Origin of the sequence: Mesorhizobium vachelliae (assembly GCF_033977325.1) — a bacterium.
Classification (GTDB): domain Bacteria; phylum Pseudomonadota; class Alphaproteobacteria; order Rhizobiales; family Rhizobiaceae; genus Mesorhizobium; species Mesorhizobium vachelliae.
The window spans coordinates 82,785-98,604 of the sequence record NZ_JAVIIR010000014.1; the positions used below are offsets into that span (position 1 = coordinate 82,785).

General features: G+C 65.5%; 13 protein-coding genes. 12 read left to right on the top strand and 1 reads right to left on the bottom strand.

Annotated features, from left to right (window positions below):
• Positions 1 to 14: 14 nt before the first annotated feature.
• From RFM41_RS25805 to RFM41_RS25860, 12 genes are all read left to right on the top strand, one after another.
• Positions 15 to 902, top strand: a complete 888-nt coding sequence (locus tag RFM41_RS25805; RefSeq protein ID WP_320252176.1) for an RNA polymerase sigma factor — start codon at positions 15 to 17, stop codon at positions 900 to 902.
• 124 nt (positions 903 to 1,026) lie between these two features.
• Entirely contained in the window at positions 1,027 to 1,614 is a 588-nt protein-coding gene (locus RFM41_RS25810) for a TMEM175 family protein (protein ID WP_320252174.1), read from the top strand.
• Positions 1,615 to 1,754: 140 nt separating this feature from the next.
• Positions 1,755 to 2,066 carry a helix-turn-helix domain-containing protein gene (locus RFM41_RS25815; protein WP_320252172.1) on the top strand — a complete coding sequence of 104 codons (312 nt, stop codon included), beginning with the start codon at positions 1,755 to 1,757 and terminating at the stop codon, positions 2,064 to 2,066.
• The gene (gene hyfB, locus RFM41_RS25820) at positions 2,063 to 4,078 is read left to right on the top strand and encodes a hydrogenase 4 subunit B (RefSeq protein ID WP_320252171.1); all 2,016 of its coding nucleotides are present in this window, start codon (positions 2,063 to 2,065) and stop codon (positions 4,076 to 4,078) included. Before RFM41_RS25815 ends, hyfB begins: the two co-directional genes overlap by 4 nt.
• Entirely contained in the window at positions 4,069 to 5,025 is a 957-nt protein-coding gene (locus RFM41_RS25825) for a respiratory chain complex I subunit 1 family protein (protein WP_320252169.1), read from the top strand. The genes hyfB and RFM41_RS25825 overlap by 10 nt, the downstream gene beginning before the upstream one ends.
• Positions 5,025 to 5,687 (top strand): hydrogenase-4 component E, encoded by a 663-nt coding sequence (locus tag RFM41_RS25830; RefSeq protein WP_320252167.1) that lies wholly within the window; start codon positions 5,025 to 5,027, stop codon positions 5,685 to 5,687. Before RFM41_RS25825 ends, RFM41_RS25830 begins: the two co-directional genes overlap by 1 nt.
• Entirely contained in the window at positions 5,684 to 7,135 is a 1,452-nt protein-coding gene (locus RFM41_RS25835; protein ID WP_320252165.1) for a hydrogenase 4 subunit F, read from the top strand. The genes RFM41_RS25830 and RFM41_RS25835 overlap by 4 nt, the downstream gene beginning before the upstream one ends.
• A gap of 6 nt (positions 7,136 to 7,141) precedes the next feature.
• Entirely contained in the window at positions 7,142 to 8,701 is a 1,560-nt protein-coding gene (locus tag RFM41_RS25840; RefSeq protein WP_320252163.1) for a hydrogenase large subunit, read from the top strand.
• Positions 8,702 to 8,824: 123 nt separating this feature from the next.
• Entirely contained in the window at positions 8,825 to 9,364 is a 540-nt protein-coding gene (locus tag RFM41_RS25845; RefSeq protein ID WP_320252161.1) for an NADH-quinone oxidoreductase subunit B family protein, read from the top strand.
• Positions 9,365 to 9,491: 127 nt separating this feature from the next.
• Entirely contained in the window at positions 9,492 to 13,562 is a 4,071-nt protein-coding gene (locus RFM41_RS25850; protein WP_320252159.1) for a Pls/PosA family non-ribosomal peptide synthetase, read from the top strand.
• 14 nt (positions 13,563 to 13,576) lie between these two features.
• Complete coding sequence (locus RFM41_RS25855) at positions 13,577 to 14,029, top strand: GNAT family N-acetyltransferase (protein WP_320252157.1); 453 nt, start codon at positions 13,577 to 13,579, stop codon at positions 14,027 to 14,029.
• A 43-nt stretch (positions 14,030 to 14,072) separates the two neighbouring features.
• Positions 14,073 to 14,684 (top strand): 4'-phosphopantetheinyl transferase family protein, encoded by a 612-nt coding sequence (locus RFM41_RS25860; RefSeq protein ID WP_320252155.1) that lies wholly within the window; start codon positions 14,073 to 14,075, stop codon positions 14,682 to 14,684.
• A gap of 31 nt (positions 14,685 to 14,715) precedes the next feature.
• Here RFM41_RS25860 and RFM41_RS25865 read toward each other — a convergent pair whose 3' ends face one another.
• Complete coding sequence (locus tag RFM41_RS25865) at positions 14,716 to 15,621, bottom strand: LysR substrate-binding domain-containing protein (protein WP_320252154.1); 906 nt, start codon at positions 15,619 to 15,621, stop codon at positions 14,716 to 14,718.
• Between the last annotated feature and the right edge of the window lie 199 nt (positions 15,622 to 15,820).

Here is a 15,820-nt window from a genome sequence, read left to right on the forward strand (position 1 = left end):
AGAGAACAAGGCCGATGAGCGCAGCGAAATTCGACCGCGCGGAACTTGAAGCCATGCTCGTCGGCCTGCGGCCGAAACTGCATCGCTACGCGGCCCGCATGGCCGGCTCGTCGATCGAGGGCGAGGACATCGTTCAGGATGCGGTGGTGAAGGCGCTTGCCGCCCATGACGGCGGCGCTCTGGTCGAACGGCCCGAGCAGTGGCTGTTCCGCATTGCCCACAATGCGGCGCAGGATCACCTGCGCCGCCGCCAGCGGGAGCGCTCCCGCGTCACCGAGGCCGACATGACGACGATCGAGGATCCTTCGGCCAATGCCGAGGCGAGGCTTGCGGCGGCAGCAAGCCTGCGCGCTTTCATGCAGCTTTCGCCGGCGCAGCGCAGCGCCGTGGTCCTGACCGACGTGCTCGGCCTCAGCCTTTCCGAAACCTGCGAGGTGACGGGCGCGACCTTGGCCGCCACCAAGGCGGCGCTGCATCGCGGCCGGGCGGAGCTGAAGGCGCTGGCCGCCCGAACCGGCGAAGTGGCCATGCCGAAGCTCGATCCGCAGGAAGAGCGCCGGCTGCGCCGCTATGTCGACCTGTTCAACGCGCACGACTTCGACGGGGTCAGGATGCTGATCGCGGAGGATGTCCAGGTCGACGTCGTCAACCGCGCCCGCCTCAACGGCAAGAAGGAAGCCTCGACCTATTTCGGCAATTACGACCGCCTCGGCGATTGGGCGCTGTCGCTCGGCTTCGTCGACGGCCAGCCGGCGCTCCTGATCCGCAACCCGCAGGCGGACGATGCCGTGCGCGGCTTCGTGCTGATCGACTGGCGCGGCGAAGAGGTCGCGCGCATCCGCGATTTCCGCCACGTTCCTTATTGCGCTGCCGAGGCGGATATCCGCCTCCTTACCGATTGAGCCGCGACGCGATCACGGGTTCGAATAGAACCGAGCGTCGCGTTGAGGTGCTGTCCAGCCTGTTCGCATCGGCCGCCGCCAAAGTTATACTTCGACCTGGCGGCACCGGCGAGAGGACGGCCACATGCTTCCTTCATCAGGCCTCGAACGGCTGAACGCGTTCTCGGACGGTGTGTTCGCCGTGCTCATCACCGTGCTGGTGCTGGAGCTTCGCCCGCCGGAAATCCCGACCTTCGCGGCGCTGCTCAGGCTCTGGCCGACCTGGCTGAGCTATGGCGTGAGCTACCTTTTCATCGCCATCGTCTGGGCGAACCACCATCACCTGCTGCGCCACGCGACCGGAATGACCGCCCGCCTGATGTGGCACAATTTCGCGCATCTGTTCTCGGTTTCCCTGCTGCCGCTGGCCACCGCCTGGATGGCCGTCAGCGAACTCTCGCCGCAGCCCGTCGCCTTCTATGCCGGCGTCTTCTTCCTGGTGAACCTGACCTATGTCTTCCTCATCCGCGAGCTGATCGAGCCGCTGCCGGCGGAGACGATTCCGCAGAGCGCGCGCAAAACGATGCGCCTTCGCGCGGCGACGACGCTTTGTCTGTTCGGGCTCGCAGCGATCGTCGCCCTGAAATATCCGATCGCCGGACTGGCCATCTGTTGCTGCTGCCTGGCCGTCTATCTGCGTCCGGAAGCGCCGGGCATCCGGCACCAGGGCTGACAACGGTCAGGCTCCGCCTGTGAGACTTGCCAGCACCATCAACATAGATGTTTCAAACATCAATCCTTGACGGTAGGACATTTTAATGTAGGGTACAGCACCGAGACCTCATATCTCAGAACTGAACAAGAGACTCCTCGGTGATAACCGCACCGCAATTGCGCGCCGCCAGATCGCTGCTCGGCATCGATCAGCGCCGGCTTGCCGAACTGTCCGGCCTGTCGGTGCCGACGATCCAGCGCATGGAAGCCAGCGGCTCGATCATCCGGGGCAATGTCGATTCGCTGATGAAGCTGATCGCGGCGCTCGAGGTCTCCGGCATCGAGCTGATCGGGGAAGGCGCGGTGAGCCAGGGCGGCGGACGCGGCGTGCGGCTGAAAGCCGGTTTCGATCCGGCCAAGGCATCCGAAGCCGATGGCGACGGGGCTGAATCCGGCGGGAGCCAGCCGTGAATTCGACCGTCGCGCTTCTACTGTGCGGCCCTGCCGCGCTTCTGGCAACCGCCATCCTCGCCGCAGCCGTCAGCCGGCACAGCTTTGTGACGCGTCTGGTCTATGGCGCTGCGTTTGTCATTTCATCCGTCCTGATGGTGATCGTCGCCGGCCATCTCGCCGGCAACTCCGGCGAGGCGTCCGCCACCTTGCCGCTCGGCCTGCCCTGGACCGGCGCCCGATTCCGCCTCGACGGCCTGTCGGCGTTCTTCCTCGTCGTCGTCAATCTGGGCGGCGCCATCGCCAGCCTCTACGGCCTTGGCTACGGCCGGCACGAATCCGCGCCGCATCGCGTACTGCCATTCTATCCGGCGTTCCTCGCCGGCATGAACCTTGTCGTGCTGGCCAATGACGCCTTCAGCTTCCTCTTGTCCTGGGAGTTCATGTCGCTCGCCTCCTGGGCGCTGGTCATGGCGCACCACCGCGACGAGGCCAACAGGCGGGCCGGCTATATCTACCTGGTGATGGCGAGCTTCGGCACGATGGCGCTGCTGCTTGCCTTCGGCCTGCTGGCCGGACCGGCTGGAACCTATGCGTTCGACGCGATGCGGACGGCGCATCCAGGCCCGCTAGCGGCCGGGGCGGTGCTCGTTCTCATGCTGCTCGGCGCCGGCTCCAAGGCCGGCCTCGTGCCGCTGCATGCCTGGCTGCCGCTTGCCCATCCGGCAGCACCCAGCCACGTTTCGGCGCTGATGAGCGGCATCATGACCAAGGTCGCCATCTATGGCTTCATCCGCGTGGTGTTCGGCCTGCTTGGCGAGCCGGCATGGTGGTCGGGCATCGCTGTGCTTCTCATCGGCGGCGTGACGGCGGTGCTGGGCATCCTTCACGCGCTGATGGAAAAGGACCTGAAGCGGCTGCTTGCCTATTCGACCATCGAGAATATCGGCGTCATCTTCACCAGCCTCGGCCTTGCGCTCGCCTTCAAGGCGAACGCCATGCCCTCGGCCGCTGCGCTGGCCTTCACCGCGGCGCTCTTCCACGTGCTCAACCATTCCTTCTTCAAAAGCCTGCTGTTCTTCGGCGCCGGCGCGGTGCTGACGTCGACCGGCGAACGCGACATGGAAAAGCTCGGCGGCCTCATCCATCGCCTGCCGGTGACCAGCTTCGTCTTCCTCGTCGGCTGCGTCTCGATCTCGGCGCTGCCGCCCTTCAACGGCTTCGCCTCCGAATGGCTGGTCTTCCAGGCCATATTGCGCAGCCCCGAGCTGCCGCAATGGGGGCTGAAGGTCATCGTGCCCGCGGTCGGCGGCATGCTGGCGTTGTCGGCAGCCTTGGCCGCGGCCTGCTTCGTCAAGGCATTCGGCATCACCTTCCTAGGCCGGGCGCGGTCGGCCGCGGTGGAACGGGCGCATGAGGTCGACCGCTGGTCGCTGGCGGCGATGGCCGTGCTTGCCGCCTTCTGCCTGCTCGCCGGCATCCTGCCCGGCTTCGCCATCGACGCCTTGTCACCGGTGACGCTGTCACTGATCGGTGACCGCATGCCGGTGCAGATGGCGCAGCCCTGGCTGTCGATCGTGCCGATCGCCGAGAGCCGCAGCTCCTATAACGGCCTCCTGGTGTTCGCCTTCATCACCGTCTCGGCGTCGCTCGCGGCCTTCTTCATCCACCGCTTCGCCTCGCATGCGCTGCGCAGGGGCATCGCATGGGGGTGCGGCTTCGCGGACGCGGTGCCGGCCGCGCAATACACCGCCGTCAGCTTCGCGCAGCCCATTCGCCGCGTCTTTGGCGGCTTCGCGTTCAGGGTTCGCGAGACGGTGGACATGCCGGCGCCGGGCTCCCTCGAACCGGCGCGCCTCAAGGTGGACATGCATGACGTGGCCTGGGAGACCTTCTACCAGCCGATCACCGGCGCGATCGATTTTGCCACCGAGCGGCTCAACCACCTGCAGTTCCTGACCATACGCCGCTACCTGACGCTGGTCTTCCTCTATCTCGTCATCCTGCTTCTGGTGCTTGCGCTATGGCCGTGATTTTCCAGCTGGCCGTGCAGGGCGCACAGATGCTGGTCGTGCTTCTGCTGGCGCCGCTTCTGATCGGCTTCGTGCGCAAGCTGAAAGCGAGGCTGGTCAGGCGGCAGGGGCCCCCGGTGATCCAGCCCTATCGCGATCTCGTCAGGCTCATGCGCAAGGAGGTCGTGCTGGCGGACAATGCGTCCTGGCTGTTCCGCGTGATACCCTACCTGATCTTCGCAGCAACCTGGGTGGCGGCGGCGCTCGTCCCGACATTCGCCATCGGCCTCGAGTTCAGCTGGGCCGCCGACCTCATCGTCATCGTGGCGCTGCTCGGCAGCGCGCGCTTCTTCCAGGCGCTGGCCGGAATGGATGTCGGCACCAGCTTCGGCGGCATCGGCGCCAGCCGCGAGGTGATGATCGCCTCGCTCGCCGAACCCGCGATGCTGCTCATCGTGTTCAGCCTGGCGCTGGTGGCTGGCGCCACGCAGCTTTCGACCGTCGCCGCCTTCATGGGCTCGCCGCAAGTCGGCCTGAGGGTGTCGCTCGGCATGTCGCTGATTGCGCTGGTGATGGTGGCGATCGCCGAGAACGCGCGCATTCCGGTCGACAATCCGGCCACGCATCTGGAGCTCACCATGGTGCATGAGGCGATGATCCTGGAATATTCCGGCCGCCATCTTGCGATGATAGAGCTCGCCAGCTTCCTCAAGCTCCTGCTCTACATGTCGCTGATCTCATGCGTCTTCCTGCCCTGGGGGCTGGACGGCGCGGACGCGGGGCCGAAGGCCCTGGCCATCGGCGCCGCCACCTATCTCGGCAAGCTCGTTGTGCTTGCCGTCCTGCTTGCCGTGTTCGAGACGGCCGTCGCCAAGATGCGTGTCTTCCGCGTCCCGGACTTCCTGGGCGCGGCGCTGATGCTGGCGCTGCTCGGCACGCTCTTGCTGTTCGTGTCGCGGAGCCTGTGATGAACGGTCTCACCTTCGACATCGCCCATCTGCTCGCCGGCAGCCTGGTGCTGATCTCCTTCATGATGCTCTACCAGGACCGGCTGTTCGCGCTGATCAACGTCTTTGCGCTGCATGCGGTCGTGCTTGCGCTGTCGGTGGCCTGGCAGGCCTATATCCAGGACGCGCACGACCTCTACATCACCGCGGCGATAGCGCTGGTCTTCAAGGCGATCGTCATTCCCGTCGGGCTGCATCGCATCATCCAGCGGCTCGGCATCCACCGCGACATCGAGACCGCGGTCGGCATCGGCCCGACCATGCTCGCCGGCATCGGGCTGGTGACGCTCTCCATGGTGCTGATGCTTCGGGTGACGCCCGAGGCCGATCCGCTCGCCCGCGAGGATCTCGCCTTCGCGCTGTCGATCATCCTGCTGGGGCTGCTGGTGATGGTCACGAGGCGCAACGCCGTCAGCCAGGTCGTCGGCTTCATGTCGCTGGAGAACGGCCTGGTGCTGGCCGCCACCGGCGCCAAGGGCATGCCGCTGGTCGTCGAGATCAGCGTCGCCTTCTCGATCCTGATCGCCTTCATCGTCATCGGCGTCTTCCTCTTCCGCATCCGCGAACGGTTCGATTCGGTCGATATCGGCGCGCTTGACGACTACCGGGGAGAACGCCGGTGAGCGGGTTCTCCTTCGACGCCGTGGCCGCGATCCTTTTCATTCCAGCAGGCGCCGCGGCCATCCTGGCGGCATTGCCGAACTACAAGATGACGGCGGTCGTCAACGTCATTGCGAGCCTGCTCACCTTGCTCGCTGCGCTGTCGCTGTTCGTCACGGCACGGCCGGCCCCGGGGCAATATCTGCTGGTCGACGACCTCAACATCGTCTTCATCGTGCTCAACACATTCGTCGGCTTCACCACCAGCGTGTTCAGCGCCTCCTATATCGCGCATGAGCTGGAGACCGGGCGGCTGACCGCGCCGAACCTCCGGTTCTACCACGCGATGTACCAGATCATGATGTTCGGCATGAACCTCGCCTTCGTGTCGAACAATATCGGCCTGATGTGGGTCGCGGTGGAGCTCGCCACGCTGACCACCGTGCTGATGGTCGGCATCTACCGCACGCATGAGGCGCTGGAAGCGGCGTGGAAGTATTTCATCCTCGGCAGCGTCGGCATCGCGCTCGCGCTGTTCGGCACCATCCTCGTCTACATGGCCGCCCAGCCGGTCGTCGGCGAGGGCACCAACGCCATGGTCTGGTCAGTGCTGATCGAAAAGGCGGCGCATTTCGACCCCGCGCTCCTCAGCGTCGCCTTCATCTTCCTGCTGCTCGGCTACGGCACCAAGGTCGGCCTTGCGCCCTTGCATGCCTGGCTGCCCGACGCGCATGCCGAAGGCCCGACGCCGATCTCGGCGGTGCTGTCGGGCCTGCTGCTCAACGTGGCGCTCTACGCCGTGCTGCGCTTCAAGCTCCTGCTCGCGGCGAGCCCGCAGGCGATCGGCCCGGGGCCGCTGATGGTCACGATGGGGCTGACCTCGCTGATCTTCGCGGCCTTCATGCTCTACCGCCGCCGCGACATCAAACGCCTGTTCGCCTATTCCTCGATCGAGCATATGGGCATCATCGTCTTCGCCTTCGGCATGGGCGGACCGCTCGCCAATTTCGCCGGCCTGCTGCACATGGTCATGCACAGCCTGACCAAGTCGGCGATCTTCTTCGCCGTCGGCCATATCGCGCAGGTCAAGGGCACGCAGAAGATCTCCGAGATCAAGGGTCTGACCGAAAGCCATCCCGGGCTTGGCTGGGCGCTCGTCATCGGCGTCGTGGCCATCGCCGGGCTGCCACCGCTGGGCATCTTCATGAGCGAGTTCCTGGTCGTCAGCTCGACTTTCGCCAGGCATCCGTGGCTGGCGATCCCGCTGGTGTTCGGGCTGCTCCTCGCCTTCGGGGCGCTGTTGCTGCGGCTGACCGGCGTCGCCTTCGGCGAGCCGCGCGGCGGCACCGCGCCGGTCGAGGCATCCTATGTGCCGATGTATTCGCACCTCGCCCTGGTGTTTGCCGCCGGCATCTATCTGCCGGCGCCGCTGGTGGCGTGGTTCCAGCATGTCGCCGGTATCCTGGGGTAAAGGCGCATGATCCGGAAGAATTTACCCGCACTCGCCGATCTCATCGAAGCCGGCCGCCGGATCGATCATCACGTCCCGTGGCCGCGCGCCGTGGTGGCGCCGAAGGTCTGGAACCTGGCCGTCGAGCAGCTCGCCAGTGGCCGCTGGAGCCTGCTCGGCCTGTGGGGGGAGCCGGACAAGGTGCACATGGCGCTTCTCGACGAGGCGCTCGACATCGGCGTCATCAGCCTGGACTGCCGGGGCGGCCGCTACCCTTCGGTCGGCCAATATCATCCGCCGGCCTTGCGGCTGGAACGCGCCGCGGCGGATCTTTTCGCTCTGGCGCCGCAGGGCCTGCCCGATACCCGCCGCTGGCTCGACCATGGCCAATGGGGCGTCTCGCATCCGCTGGCGGCGCAGCCGGGCGGGCCGGCGGCCGCCGCCTCCTACCGGTTCCTGACTGCGGAGGGCGAAAGCCTCCACCAGATCGCGGTCGGGCCGGTGCATGCCGGCATCATCGAGCCGGGACATTTCCGCTTCACGGCCGGCGGCGAGACGGTGGTGCGGCTGGAAGAGCGGCTGGGCTTTGTGCACAAGGGCATCGAAGGCCTGATGGCGGGCGCAGCTCTGGATGGCGCGGCCAAGCTGGCGGGCCGGACATCAGGCGACAGCACGGTCGCCTATTCGTTGGCCTTCGCCCGCGCCGTCGAAGCCGCGCTCGGCGTCGCGCCACCGCCGCGCGCGATATGGCTGCGCGCGCTGATGGCCGAGCTGGAGCGCCTCGCCAATCACCTCGGCGACATCGGCGCCATCTGCAACGACGCCGCCTTCGCGATCATGCACGCGCATTGCGGCGTGCTGCGCGAACGCGTGCTGCGCGCCGCCGATGCGGCCTTCGGCCACCGCCTGATGCGCGACCGCATCGTGCCCGGCGGCGTGACAGGCGATCTCAACGAGGCGGGTGGAAACGCCATCCGCTCGCTGGTCACGGAGATCAGGCAGCGCTTCCCGCGTCTGGTCGAGCTCTACGACAACACAGCCTCGCTGCAGGACCGCACGGTGGCGACCGGCCGGCTGAAAGTCGAGCTTGCCCGGCAATATGCGGCCGGCGGCTATGTCGGGCGCGCGTCGGGCCGCGATTTCGATGCAAGGCGCGGCCCTGGCTACGCGCCTTACGACGAGCTCGCCTTCGATGTGCCGGTGCTGCAGGAGGGCGACGTCAACGCGCGCGTCTGGATCCGCGTGCGGGAAGTCGAGCAGAGCCTGTCGCTGGTTGAGCAGATTCTCGGGCGGCTGCCCTCCGGCCCGACCCTTGTCGCGGTCGCGGCGGACAATGCCGCAAATGGGGCCGCCGATGGGACCGCGGATGCGCCGCGCGAGGGCATGGCGCTGGTCGAGGGTTTTCGCGGCGACATCTTGGTTTGGCTGCGCATCGGCGAGGACGGCACGATCGAGCGCTGCCACCTGCGCGACCCTTCATGGTTCCAGTGGCCGCTCTTGGAAGCGGCGATCGAAGGCAACATCGTCGCCGACTTCCCGATCTGCAACAAATCGTTCAACTGCTCCTATTCCGGCCATGATCTCTAGAGCAATTCCAGGAAAAGTGCGCAGCGGTTTTCCGTCCGGAATTGCGCAAAAACAAAGAGTTGGAGCAGGTCGGCGATTCTATCAGACGCTGAACTGCTCCAACCCGGGCCAAGGCACACCGCCATGCGCAAGCTGCTCTTCGAAAGCCTGATCCGCCCGCCCTTGACCGAGCGCCCGCCGCAAGTCAGCGACGCGGCCGCCGACGAGCTGGCGCGCGCTCTCGACGGCGTCGCCCGCAAGCGGCTCGGCCGGAGCCTGTCGATCCGCGCGGTCGACGCCGGCTCCTGCAATGGCTGCGAGCTCGAGATGCATGCGCTCAACAACGCCTTCTACGACATCGAGCGCTTCGGCTTCCGCTTCGTCGCCTCGCCACGCCATGCCGACGTGCTGATGGTCACCGGGCCGGTCACCAAGAACATGCGCGAGGCGCTGAAGCGGACCTTCGACGCGATGCCCAACCCGAAATGGGTGGTCGCGCTGGGCGGTTGCGCGAAGGACGGCGGCTGCTTCGCCGGCAGCTACGCGGTGGTCGGCGGCGTGTCGGACGTGGTGCCGGTGGACCTGCACATTCCAGGCTGCCCGCCGCCGCCCATCGAGATCCTGAAGGGGCTGATCGCCCTGATCGAGGGCGCGAACGGAAAGGCCCGCGCCGCCAAGGGCTGAGAGAGCAAAGCACGTCGCATCTCAATTCGGCCGCAAAGGCAAATCAACTGGCCCAATATCACCAGCTTATTGTCTTTTCGCCAATCGCGGCATAGTGCGAGCGAATACGAGCTCGCGGGGGCCCCCAATGTCTCTCAATGAAGCAAGCAAGCCTGCCAGGCAACGCTCTCGCACATCCAAGGCGGCAGAGCAGCCGTCGGCGCAAGACCAGGTCCTTGTCGGCCCCGATTTCATCCACAAGGGCGAGCCGAACGAAAGGCTCGACCGGTTCTTCGGCGACCTGGCGAGCCGCTTCGACGCCGCGCCCGCGGTCATTTCCGGCGGCCGCGCCTGGTCGTATCGCGAGATGAACAACCGCGCCAACCAGTTCGCGCATCTTCTGATCGAGCGTGGCGTCAAGCCGGGCGATCGGATCGGCCTTTTGCTGGACCGCTCCGCCGAGACATACATTGCTGTGCTGGCCGTCATGAAGGCCGGGGCGGCCTTCGTGCCTTTAGCCACCGCGTTTCCCGAAGACCGCATGGTGATGATCATCGACGACGCCAATGTCACGTTGGTGATCAGCGTCTCGGGCTATGCGGCGCGCGTGGCGCGCCTGCCGGTGCCGCATATCTCGATCGACTCCGCGGAGTCCGAAATCGCGCTCCAGCCGGAAACAGCGCCCTTGCCGGACGGCGTCCAGGATCAAACCTGCTACATCCTCTATACATCCGGCACCACCGGCAAGCCGAAAGGCGTTGTCATCACCCACCAGAGCTTCTGCAACTTCATCCGGGTCGCCGCGGCGTCCTACGGCTATCAACCCGGTGACCGGGTATACCAGGGCATGACGATCGCCTTCGACTTTTCCTCGGAGGAGATCTGGGTGCCGTTCACCGCCGGCGCCACGGTGGTGCCGGCTCCGGGTCAGCAGCCCCTCGTCGGCGAGGAACTGGCCGCTTTCCTGCGTGAACACCAGATCACATGCATGGCCTGCAGCCCGACCCTTTTGTCGTCGATCGAGAGCGACGCGCCGAGCCTGCGCGCGATCCTGGTCGGCGGCGAAGCCTGCTCGCATAAACTCGTGGTGCGTTGGGCGAAGCCTGGCCGCCAGATCCTGAACACCTACGGCCCGACCGAAGCCACGGTCACCGCCACGATGGCGCTCCTGACGCCGGACGAGCCGGTGACGATCGGCAGGCCTCTGCCCACCTATTCGATCGCCATCCTCGACCCGGAAAAGCCGGCGGTGCTGACCGGCGACCAACTGGGTGAGATCTGCATCGGCGGCATGGGCGTGGCGGTCGGCTATCTCAACCGGCCGGAATTGACGGACCAGAAATTCATCCAGGATTTCATCGGGCTGCCGAACAATCCCAGCGGCCGCATCTACCGGACGGGCGACCTTGGCCGGATCAACGACAAGGGCGAGATCGAATATCACGGCCGCATCGACACGCAGGTGAAGATCCGCGGCTATCGTATCGAACTGGGTGAGATCGAGGCCGTGCTGCTGGACCAGCCAGGCATAGCGCAGGCGGCGGTCACCACCTGGGAGATCGAACCCGAGCGCACGGAACTTGTCGGCTACTATGCGCCCAAGGCCGGGGGCGAAGGGGTGGATCGCGCCGTGCTCGTGCAGGAGCTGAAGCGGCGGCTGCCCGACTACATGGTGCCGGCCTACCTGGAGCAGTTGTCCGCTATCCCGATGACGGTCTCCAACAAGGTCGACCTGAGGAAATTGCCGAAACCGACCAGCGCGCGTGTCGCATCCGGCCATGCGATGGTCGACCCGCGCAACGAGGACGAGAAGTTCCTCGTGGACACGCTGCAGGACGTGCTGAAGTTCGAGGATATCTCGATCGAGGATCATTTCTTCGACGATCTCGGCGCAAACTCCCTGTTGATGGCCCGGTTCTGCGCCCGCATCCGCGCCCGCAAGGCGTGGTCGACGACGTCGATGCGCGACATCTACCTGTATCCGACGGTCTCCAAGCTCTCCGATCACCTGCGGGAGCCGCAGATGGCCGCCGTCGCCGCAAGCGAGCCCATGCTGACGCATCGGGCTTCCAACCTTGCTATCTGGGCAACGGGATTCGGCCAGTTGCTGTTCTACGCGGTCTACAGCTATCTCGCGCTGTGGGCGACCAATGATGGCCTCAACTGGGTCTATGACGCCCTGGACGACCCGGGAACCCTTTACGTGCGCTGCGTTATCTTGTCCGCCGGCGTGTTCTTCGGATTGAGCGGCTTCGCCATCGCCGCCAAATGGCTGCTGGTCGGCCGCTGGAAGGCCGAAACCTTCCCGATCTGGGGCTGGCGGTATTACCGCTTCTGGATCGTGAAGACACTGGTCCGCAGCGCTCCGGTCGTGCTGTTCCGAGGCAGCCCGCTCTACAGCCTCTATTTGCGCCTGCTCGGCGCCAGGCTTGGCGAACGCACCGTCATCGAATGCCGCGCCGTTCCGGTCTGCACCGACCTGATCACGATCGGCGACAACTCGATCCTGCGCAAGGAATCGATGATTCTCGGCTTCCGCGCCCAGGCGGGCTACATCCACACCGGCCCCGTCGACATCGGCAACAATGCCTTCATCGGCGTCGGCTCGACGCTCGACATCGACACGCGCATGGGCGATGGCACCCAGCTCGGCCACGCCTCGTCGCTGCATCGCGGACAGACTATTCCCGCGGGAGAGCGCTGGCATGGCTCGCCGGCGATCCGGACCGAGGCGGATTACTGCACTGTTCCCAACGTGCCGCTATCGAGAGTGCGCCGGGTCGTCTATGAGGCGATCCAGCTCTTCATCCTCTTCGCCATCGTCACGCCTTTCCCGCTGCTTTTCCACGCCTATTGGGAAAATGTCGGCGACGACTATCAGGAGACGATCGGTCTGGTGGCGATCGGCACCACGGTCACGGTGGCCGGCTTCATCGTCGGCGGCGTGCTGCTGGCGACCCTCGTGCCACGGCTGTTCAACCTCCTGCTGAAGCCCGGCCGCAACTATTCTCTCTACGGCTTCCACTATTGGCTGCAGTCGATGCTCGAGCTGGTGAGCAATGTGCGTCTGCTGAACGTCCTGTTCGGCGACAGCTCCGCCGTCGTCTACTATTTGCGCGCGATCGGCTGGCAGCTGAACAAGGTGGACCAGACCGGCTCGAATTTCGGCACCAACCAGCGGCACGAGAATCCGCAGTTAAGCGAAATCGGCTCGGAAACGATGGTGTCCGACGGTCTGTTCATGGTCAACATGCAGAAGTCGGCCAACTCTTTCCGCCTCGAGCACACGCGGGTCGGCGAGCGAAACTTCTTCGGCAACAACATCATCTATTCACCGGATTCCCGCGTCGGCGACAATTGCCTGCTCGGAACCAAGGTCCACGTGCCGGTGGACGGTCCCATGCGCGAGAATGTCGGGCTGCTGGGCTCGCCGCCCTTTGAGATCCCGCGCATGGTCAATCGCGACAAGGAGCTTCTCGGATTGATCTCCGACAAAGAGCGCAGTCGCCGCCTGCCACGGAAGAACCTGCACAATCTCGTCACCGCGCTGATGTTCGTGGCCGCGCAATGGGTGATCCTGTTCCTGACGCTCGCCATCTGGGACCGGGCGCTCAACTACTACACCGAATGGGGGGCGACGGCGCTGTTCGTCGCGGTGATGCTGACCACGGCAATCGGTATTCCGTTCTATATCTTCCTCGAGCGCGCCAGCCTCGTCTTCCGCCGGCTGAAGCCCAGGATGGCGACGATCTACGACCCGGTTTTCTGGCGGCACGAGCGCCATTGGAAGCTGTCCGATTCACCGATCATGGGGCTGTTCGCCGGCACCCCGTTCCGGCCGCTCATGCTGCGCCTGCTGGGTGTGAAGGTCGGGCTGCGGCTTTATGACGGCGGCTGCATCATAACCGAGCGGTCGCTGGTGGAGATCGGCGACGACGTGACGCTCAACGAGGGCTGCGTGATCCAGCCGCACTCGCTGGAGGAAGGCGCGTTCAAGTCCGATTACATCCGTATCGGCAATGGCTGCACGCTGGCGCCCTCCGCCTTCGTTCACTACGCGGTGGTGATGGGCGAGGGGTCCGTGGCCGACGTCGACTGCTTCGTCATGAAGGGCGAAGTCCTCGAGCCGAACACGGTCTGGCGCGGCAATCCGGCGAAGCTTTACGGCGTCGTGACGCCGATCGATGCCCGCGCGATGGAAATCGGGCATGCCCCGTGACGCGCGCCGACGGCATGAGTGACCAGCCAGTTGCCCTGGAGCCAGTCGGCAGGGGCAACCGGGCGGCGATACTGGCGCTCGAGCTGTCACCAAGACAGCAAGGCTTCGTCGCCTCCAACGCGGACTCGCTGGCCGAGGCTCGCCAGGATGACGAGGCAATCCCACGCGCCGTGATCTCGGCAGGGCGCGTCGTCGGATTCCTGATGTACAGCGCGCCAGACGACGATGACGAAGCGGTCATCTATCGTTTCATGATCGACCGGCGCGAGCAGGGCAAGGGCCTTGGCCGCGCCGCCGTCGCCAAGGCGCTGGAAGAGATTACGCGCCTTGGCCATGTACGTCGCGTCTCGATCTGCTACGAGCCGGAAAACGAGCCGGCGCGCCGGCTTTACGCCGGCTTCGGTTTCATCGAGCAGGGACTGGACGAGGATGGCGAGATGATCGCCGTGCTCGAATTGGGCGGATAGGGCGTTGAACACCCCACCGAATGGGGCACGGCCGGACATCGAGATGGCCGTCGAGCGCGCATTGACGGGCTTTGCACCGCCTGGCATGATCACCGGTTGCCGTCTTATTCGCACCGGAGACGAGCAATATCTGCTGCCAGCGGAAAACGCCTCCATTGCTGCACGCGACCGCAGAGCGCGCGCCGCCAGCGGGGCGGGCCGTCAGGTGGTGCATGGATTGCTGCGGCGGCTTGGGTGCGCGGAGCCCGCCGTGCCACGCGGCCAATTGGGAAACCCGATCTGGCCCGCGGGCATCATCGGTTCGATCGCGCATGACGACGACCTCGCCGTGGCGGTCGCCGCGCGATCCGACGCGATGAGAAGCGTGGGCGTCGACATCGAGCCGGCCTTGCCATTGCCTCCTGAACTGGAGGCGATCGTGGCCACGCCTCAAGATCGCCAAGGTGATCTTGATCCCGGTACTGGCAGCCGCGTCCTGTTTGCCGCCAAAGAGGCAGTCTACAAGGCGTCGTTTCCGCTCGATGGCCGCGTGCTGGGCTTCGAGGACATCGCCGTCGATTTGGAATCGGGCAAAGCCGTCACATCATCCGGCCGCAGGCTGACGGTGCGCTTCGCCATCTCGCCCAGAATCCTGGCGCTGGCATACACGGCATAAGCCGCGTTGCTCATCCCGGCTTCCGCCTGCCTCACAAGACGCTTCTCATCCACGCCAGGAAGGACTCCATCACCGCGGATCGCGGATTGTGCTGCATCCACACGACATAGAAGCTGTAGCCCGGCAGGGACAAGGGATGGGCCTTGACGAGCGAGCCGCTTTCCAGTTCGCGGCCGACGACGACGTCGCTCAGGATCGCGATGCCTTGCCCGGCGACAACAGCGTCGATCGCGTGCAGTTCCTCGCGGAAGCTCAGATCCCAGGCTTTGTCAGGGATCAGGTCGGGATCGATCGATCGAGCCGTGGCCAACCATCGGCGCCAGGTCGGCGCGTCCGGGTCCCGGTTCATCCAGTCGAAATGGATCAACGGATAACGCAACAGTTCGGCGGCCCGTTCGATCGCCCGCCCATCGCTTGCCAGCAACCCCGGACTGCAAACGGGAAAGAAGGAGTCGCGGCATACCTCCTGCGCCGCAAAGCCCACGGGCGGGCGACGTGTGTAGCGGATCGCCACATCCGCGGCGCCGGCGCGCAGATCGAGCAGCGCGTCCGTCCCGATGATCTCAAGCGGCACGGCCGGGTTGGACTCCCGCCATTTCGGCAAGCGCGGCACCAGCCATCGGCTGGCGAAAGCGTTCGGGCTTGTCACTCGCAATGGCGCTTCAACATCCGGCTCGGCGACCGCGGCAAGGGAGCCGGCGAGAAGATCGAAGCCATTGCGGAGGAGCGGGAACAGCCGCGCTCCGGCGCTCGTCAGCACCAGCGGGCGCGGCCGGCGCTGGAACAGCTTGCGACCGCATATCTCTTCCAGCAGGCGGATTTGGTGGCTGATCGCTGTCGGCGTCACGCCAAGCTCTTCCGCCGCTGCCTTGAAACTGCCGTGCCGGGCGGCTGCCTCGAAGGCATGTAGCGCACGGAGCGGCGGCAAGTTTCTCATGCCGGCAGTGTAGATGAATTTTGCTCATCCAGTAGCGAAGAATTTCGCTTTTGCAGAAGGCCGGACCCTGTGAGACCGTAGCCCGGTTGGAACCGAGGGCGGCACCGATGGACATTCCGCGACAGACCGATGAGCTGTTAGACCGATCCCCTTCCTCGAACACGGCGATCGCACGGCTACGGGAGGGCTTGCAAGGCGA

Coding starts and splice junctions, on each gene's coding strand:
- RFM41_RS25805 (WP_320252176.1), top strand. CDS start 15: ATGAGCGCAGCGAAATTCGACCGCGCGGAACTTGAAGCCATGCTCGTC.
- RFM41_RS25810 (WP_320252174.1), top strand. CDS start 1,027: ATGCTTCCTTCATCAGGCCTCGAACGGCTGAACGCGTTCTCGGACGGT.
- RFM41_RS25825 (WP_320252169.1), top strand. CDS start 4,069: ATGGCCGTGATTTTCCAGCTGGCCGTGCAGGGCGCACAGATGCTGGTC.
- RFM41_RS25830 (WP_320252167.1), top strand. CDS start 5,025: ATGAACGGTCTCACCTTCGACATCGCCCATCTGCTCGCCGGCAGCCTG.
- RFM41_RS25840 (WP_320252163.1), top strand. CDS start 7,142: ATGATCCGGAAGAATTTACCCGCACTCGCCGATCTCATCGAAGCCGGC.
- RFM41_RS25845 (WP_320252161.1), top strand. CDS start 8,825: ATGCGCAAGCTGCTCTTCGAAAGCCTGATCCGCCCGCCCTTGACCGAG.
- RFM41_RS25850 (WP_320252159.1), top strand. CDS start 9,492: ATGTCTCTCAATGAAGCAAGCAAGCCTGCCAGGCAACGCTCTCGCACA.
- RFM41_RS25855 (WP_320252157.1), top strand. CDS start 13,577: ATGAGTGACCAGCCAGTTGCCCTGGAGCCAGTCGGCAGGGGCAACCGG.
- RFM41_RS25860 (WP_320252155.1), top strand. CDS start 14,073: ATGGCCGTCGAGCGCGCATTGACGGGCTTTGCACCGCCTGGCATGATC.
- RFM41_RS25865 (WP_320252154.1), bottom strand. CDS start 15,621: ATGAGAAACTTGCCGCCGCTCCGTGCGCTACATGCCTTCGAGGCAGCC.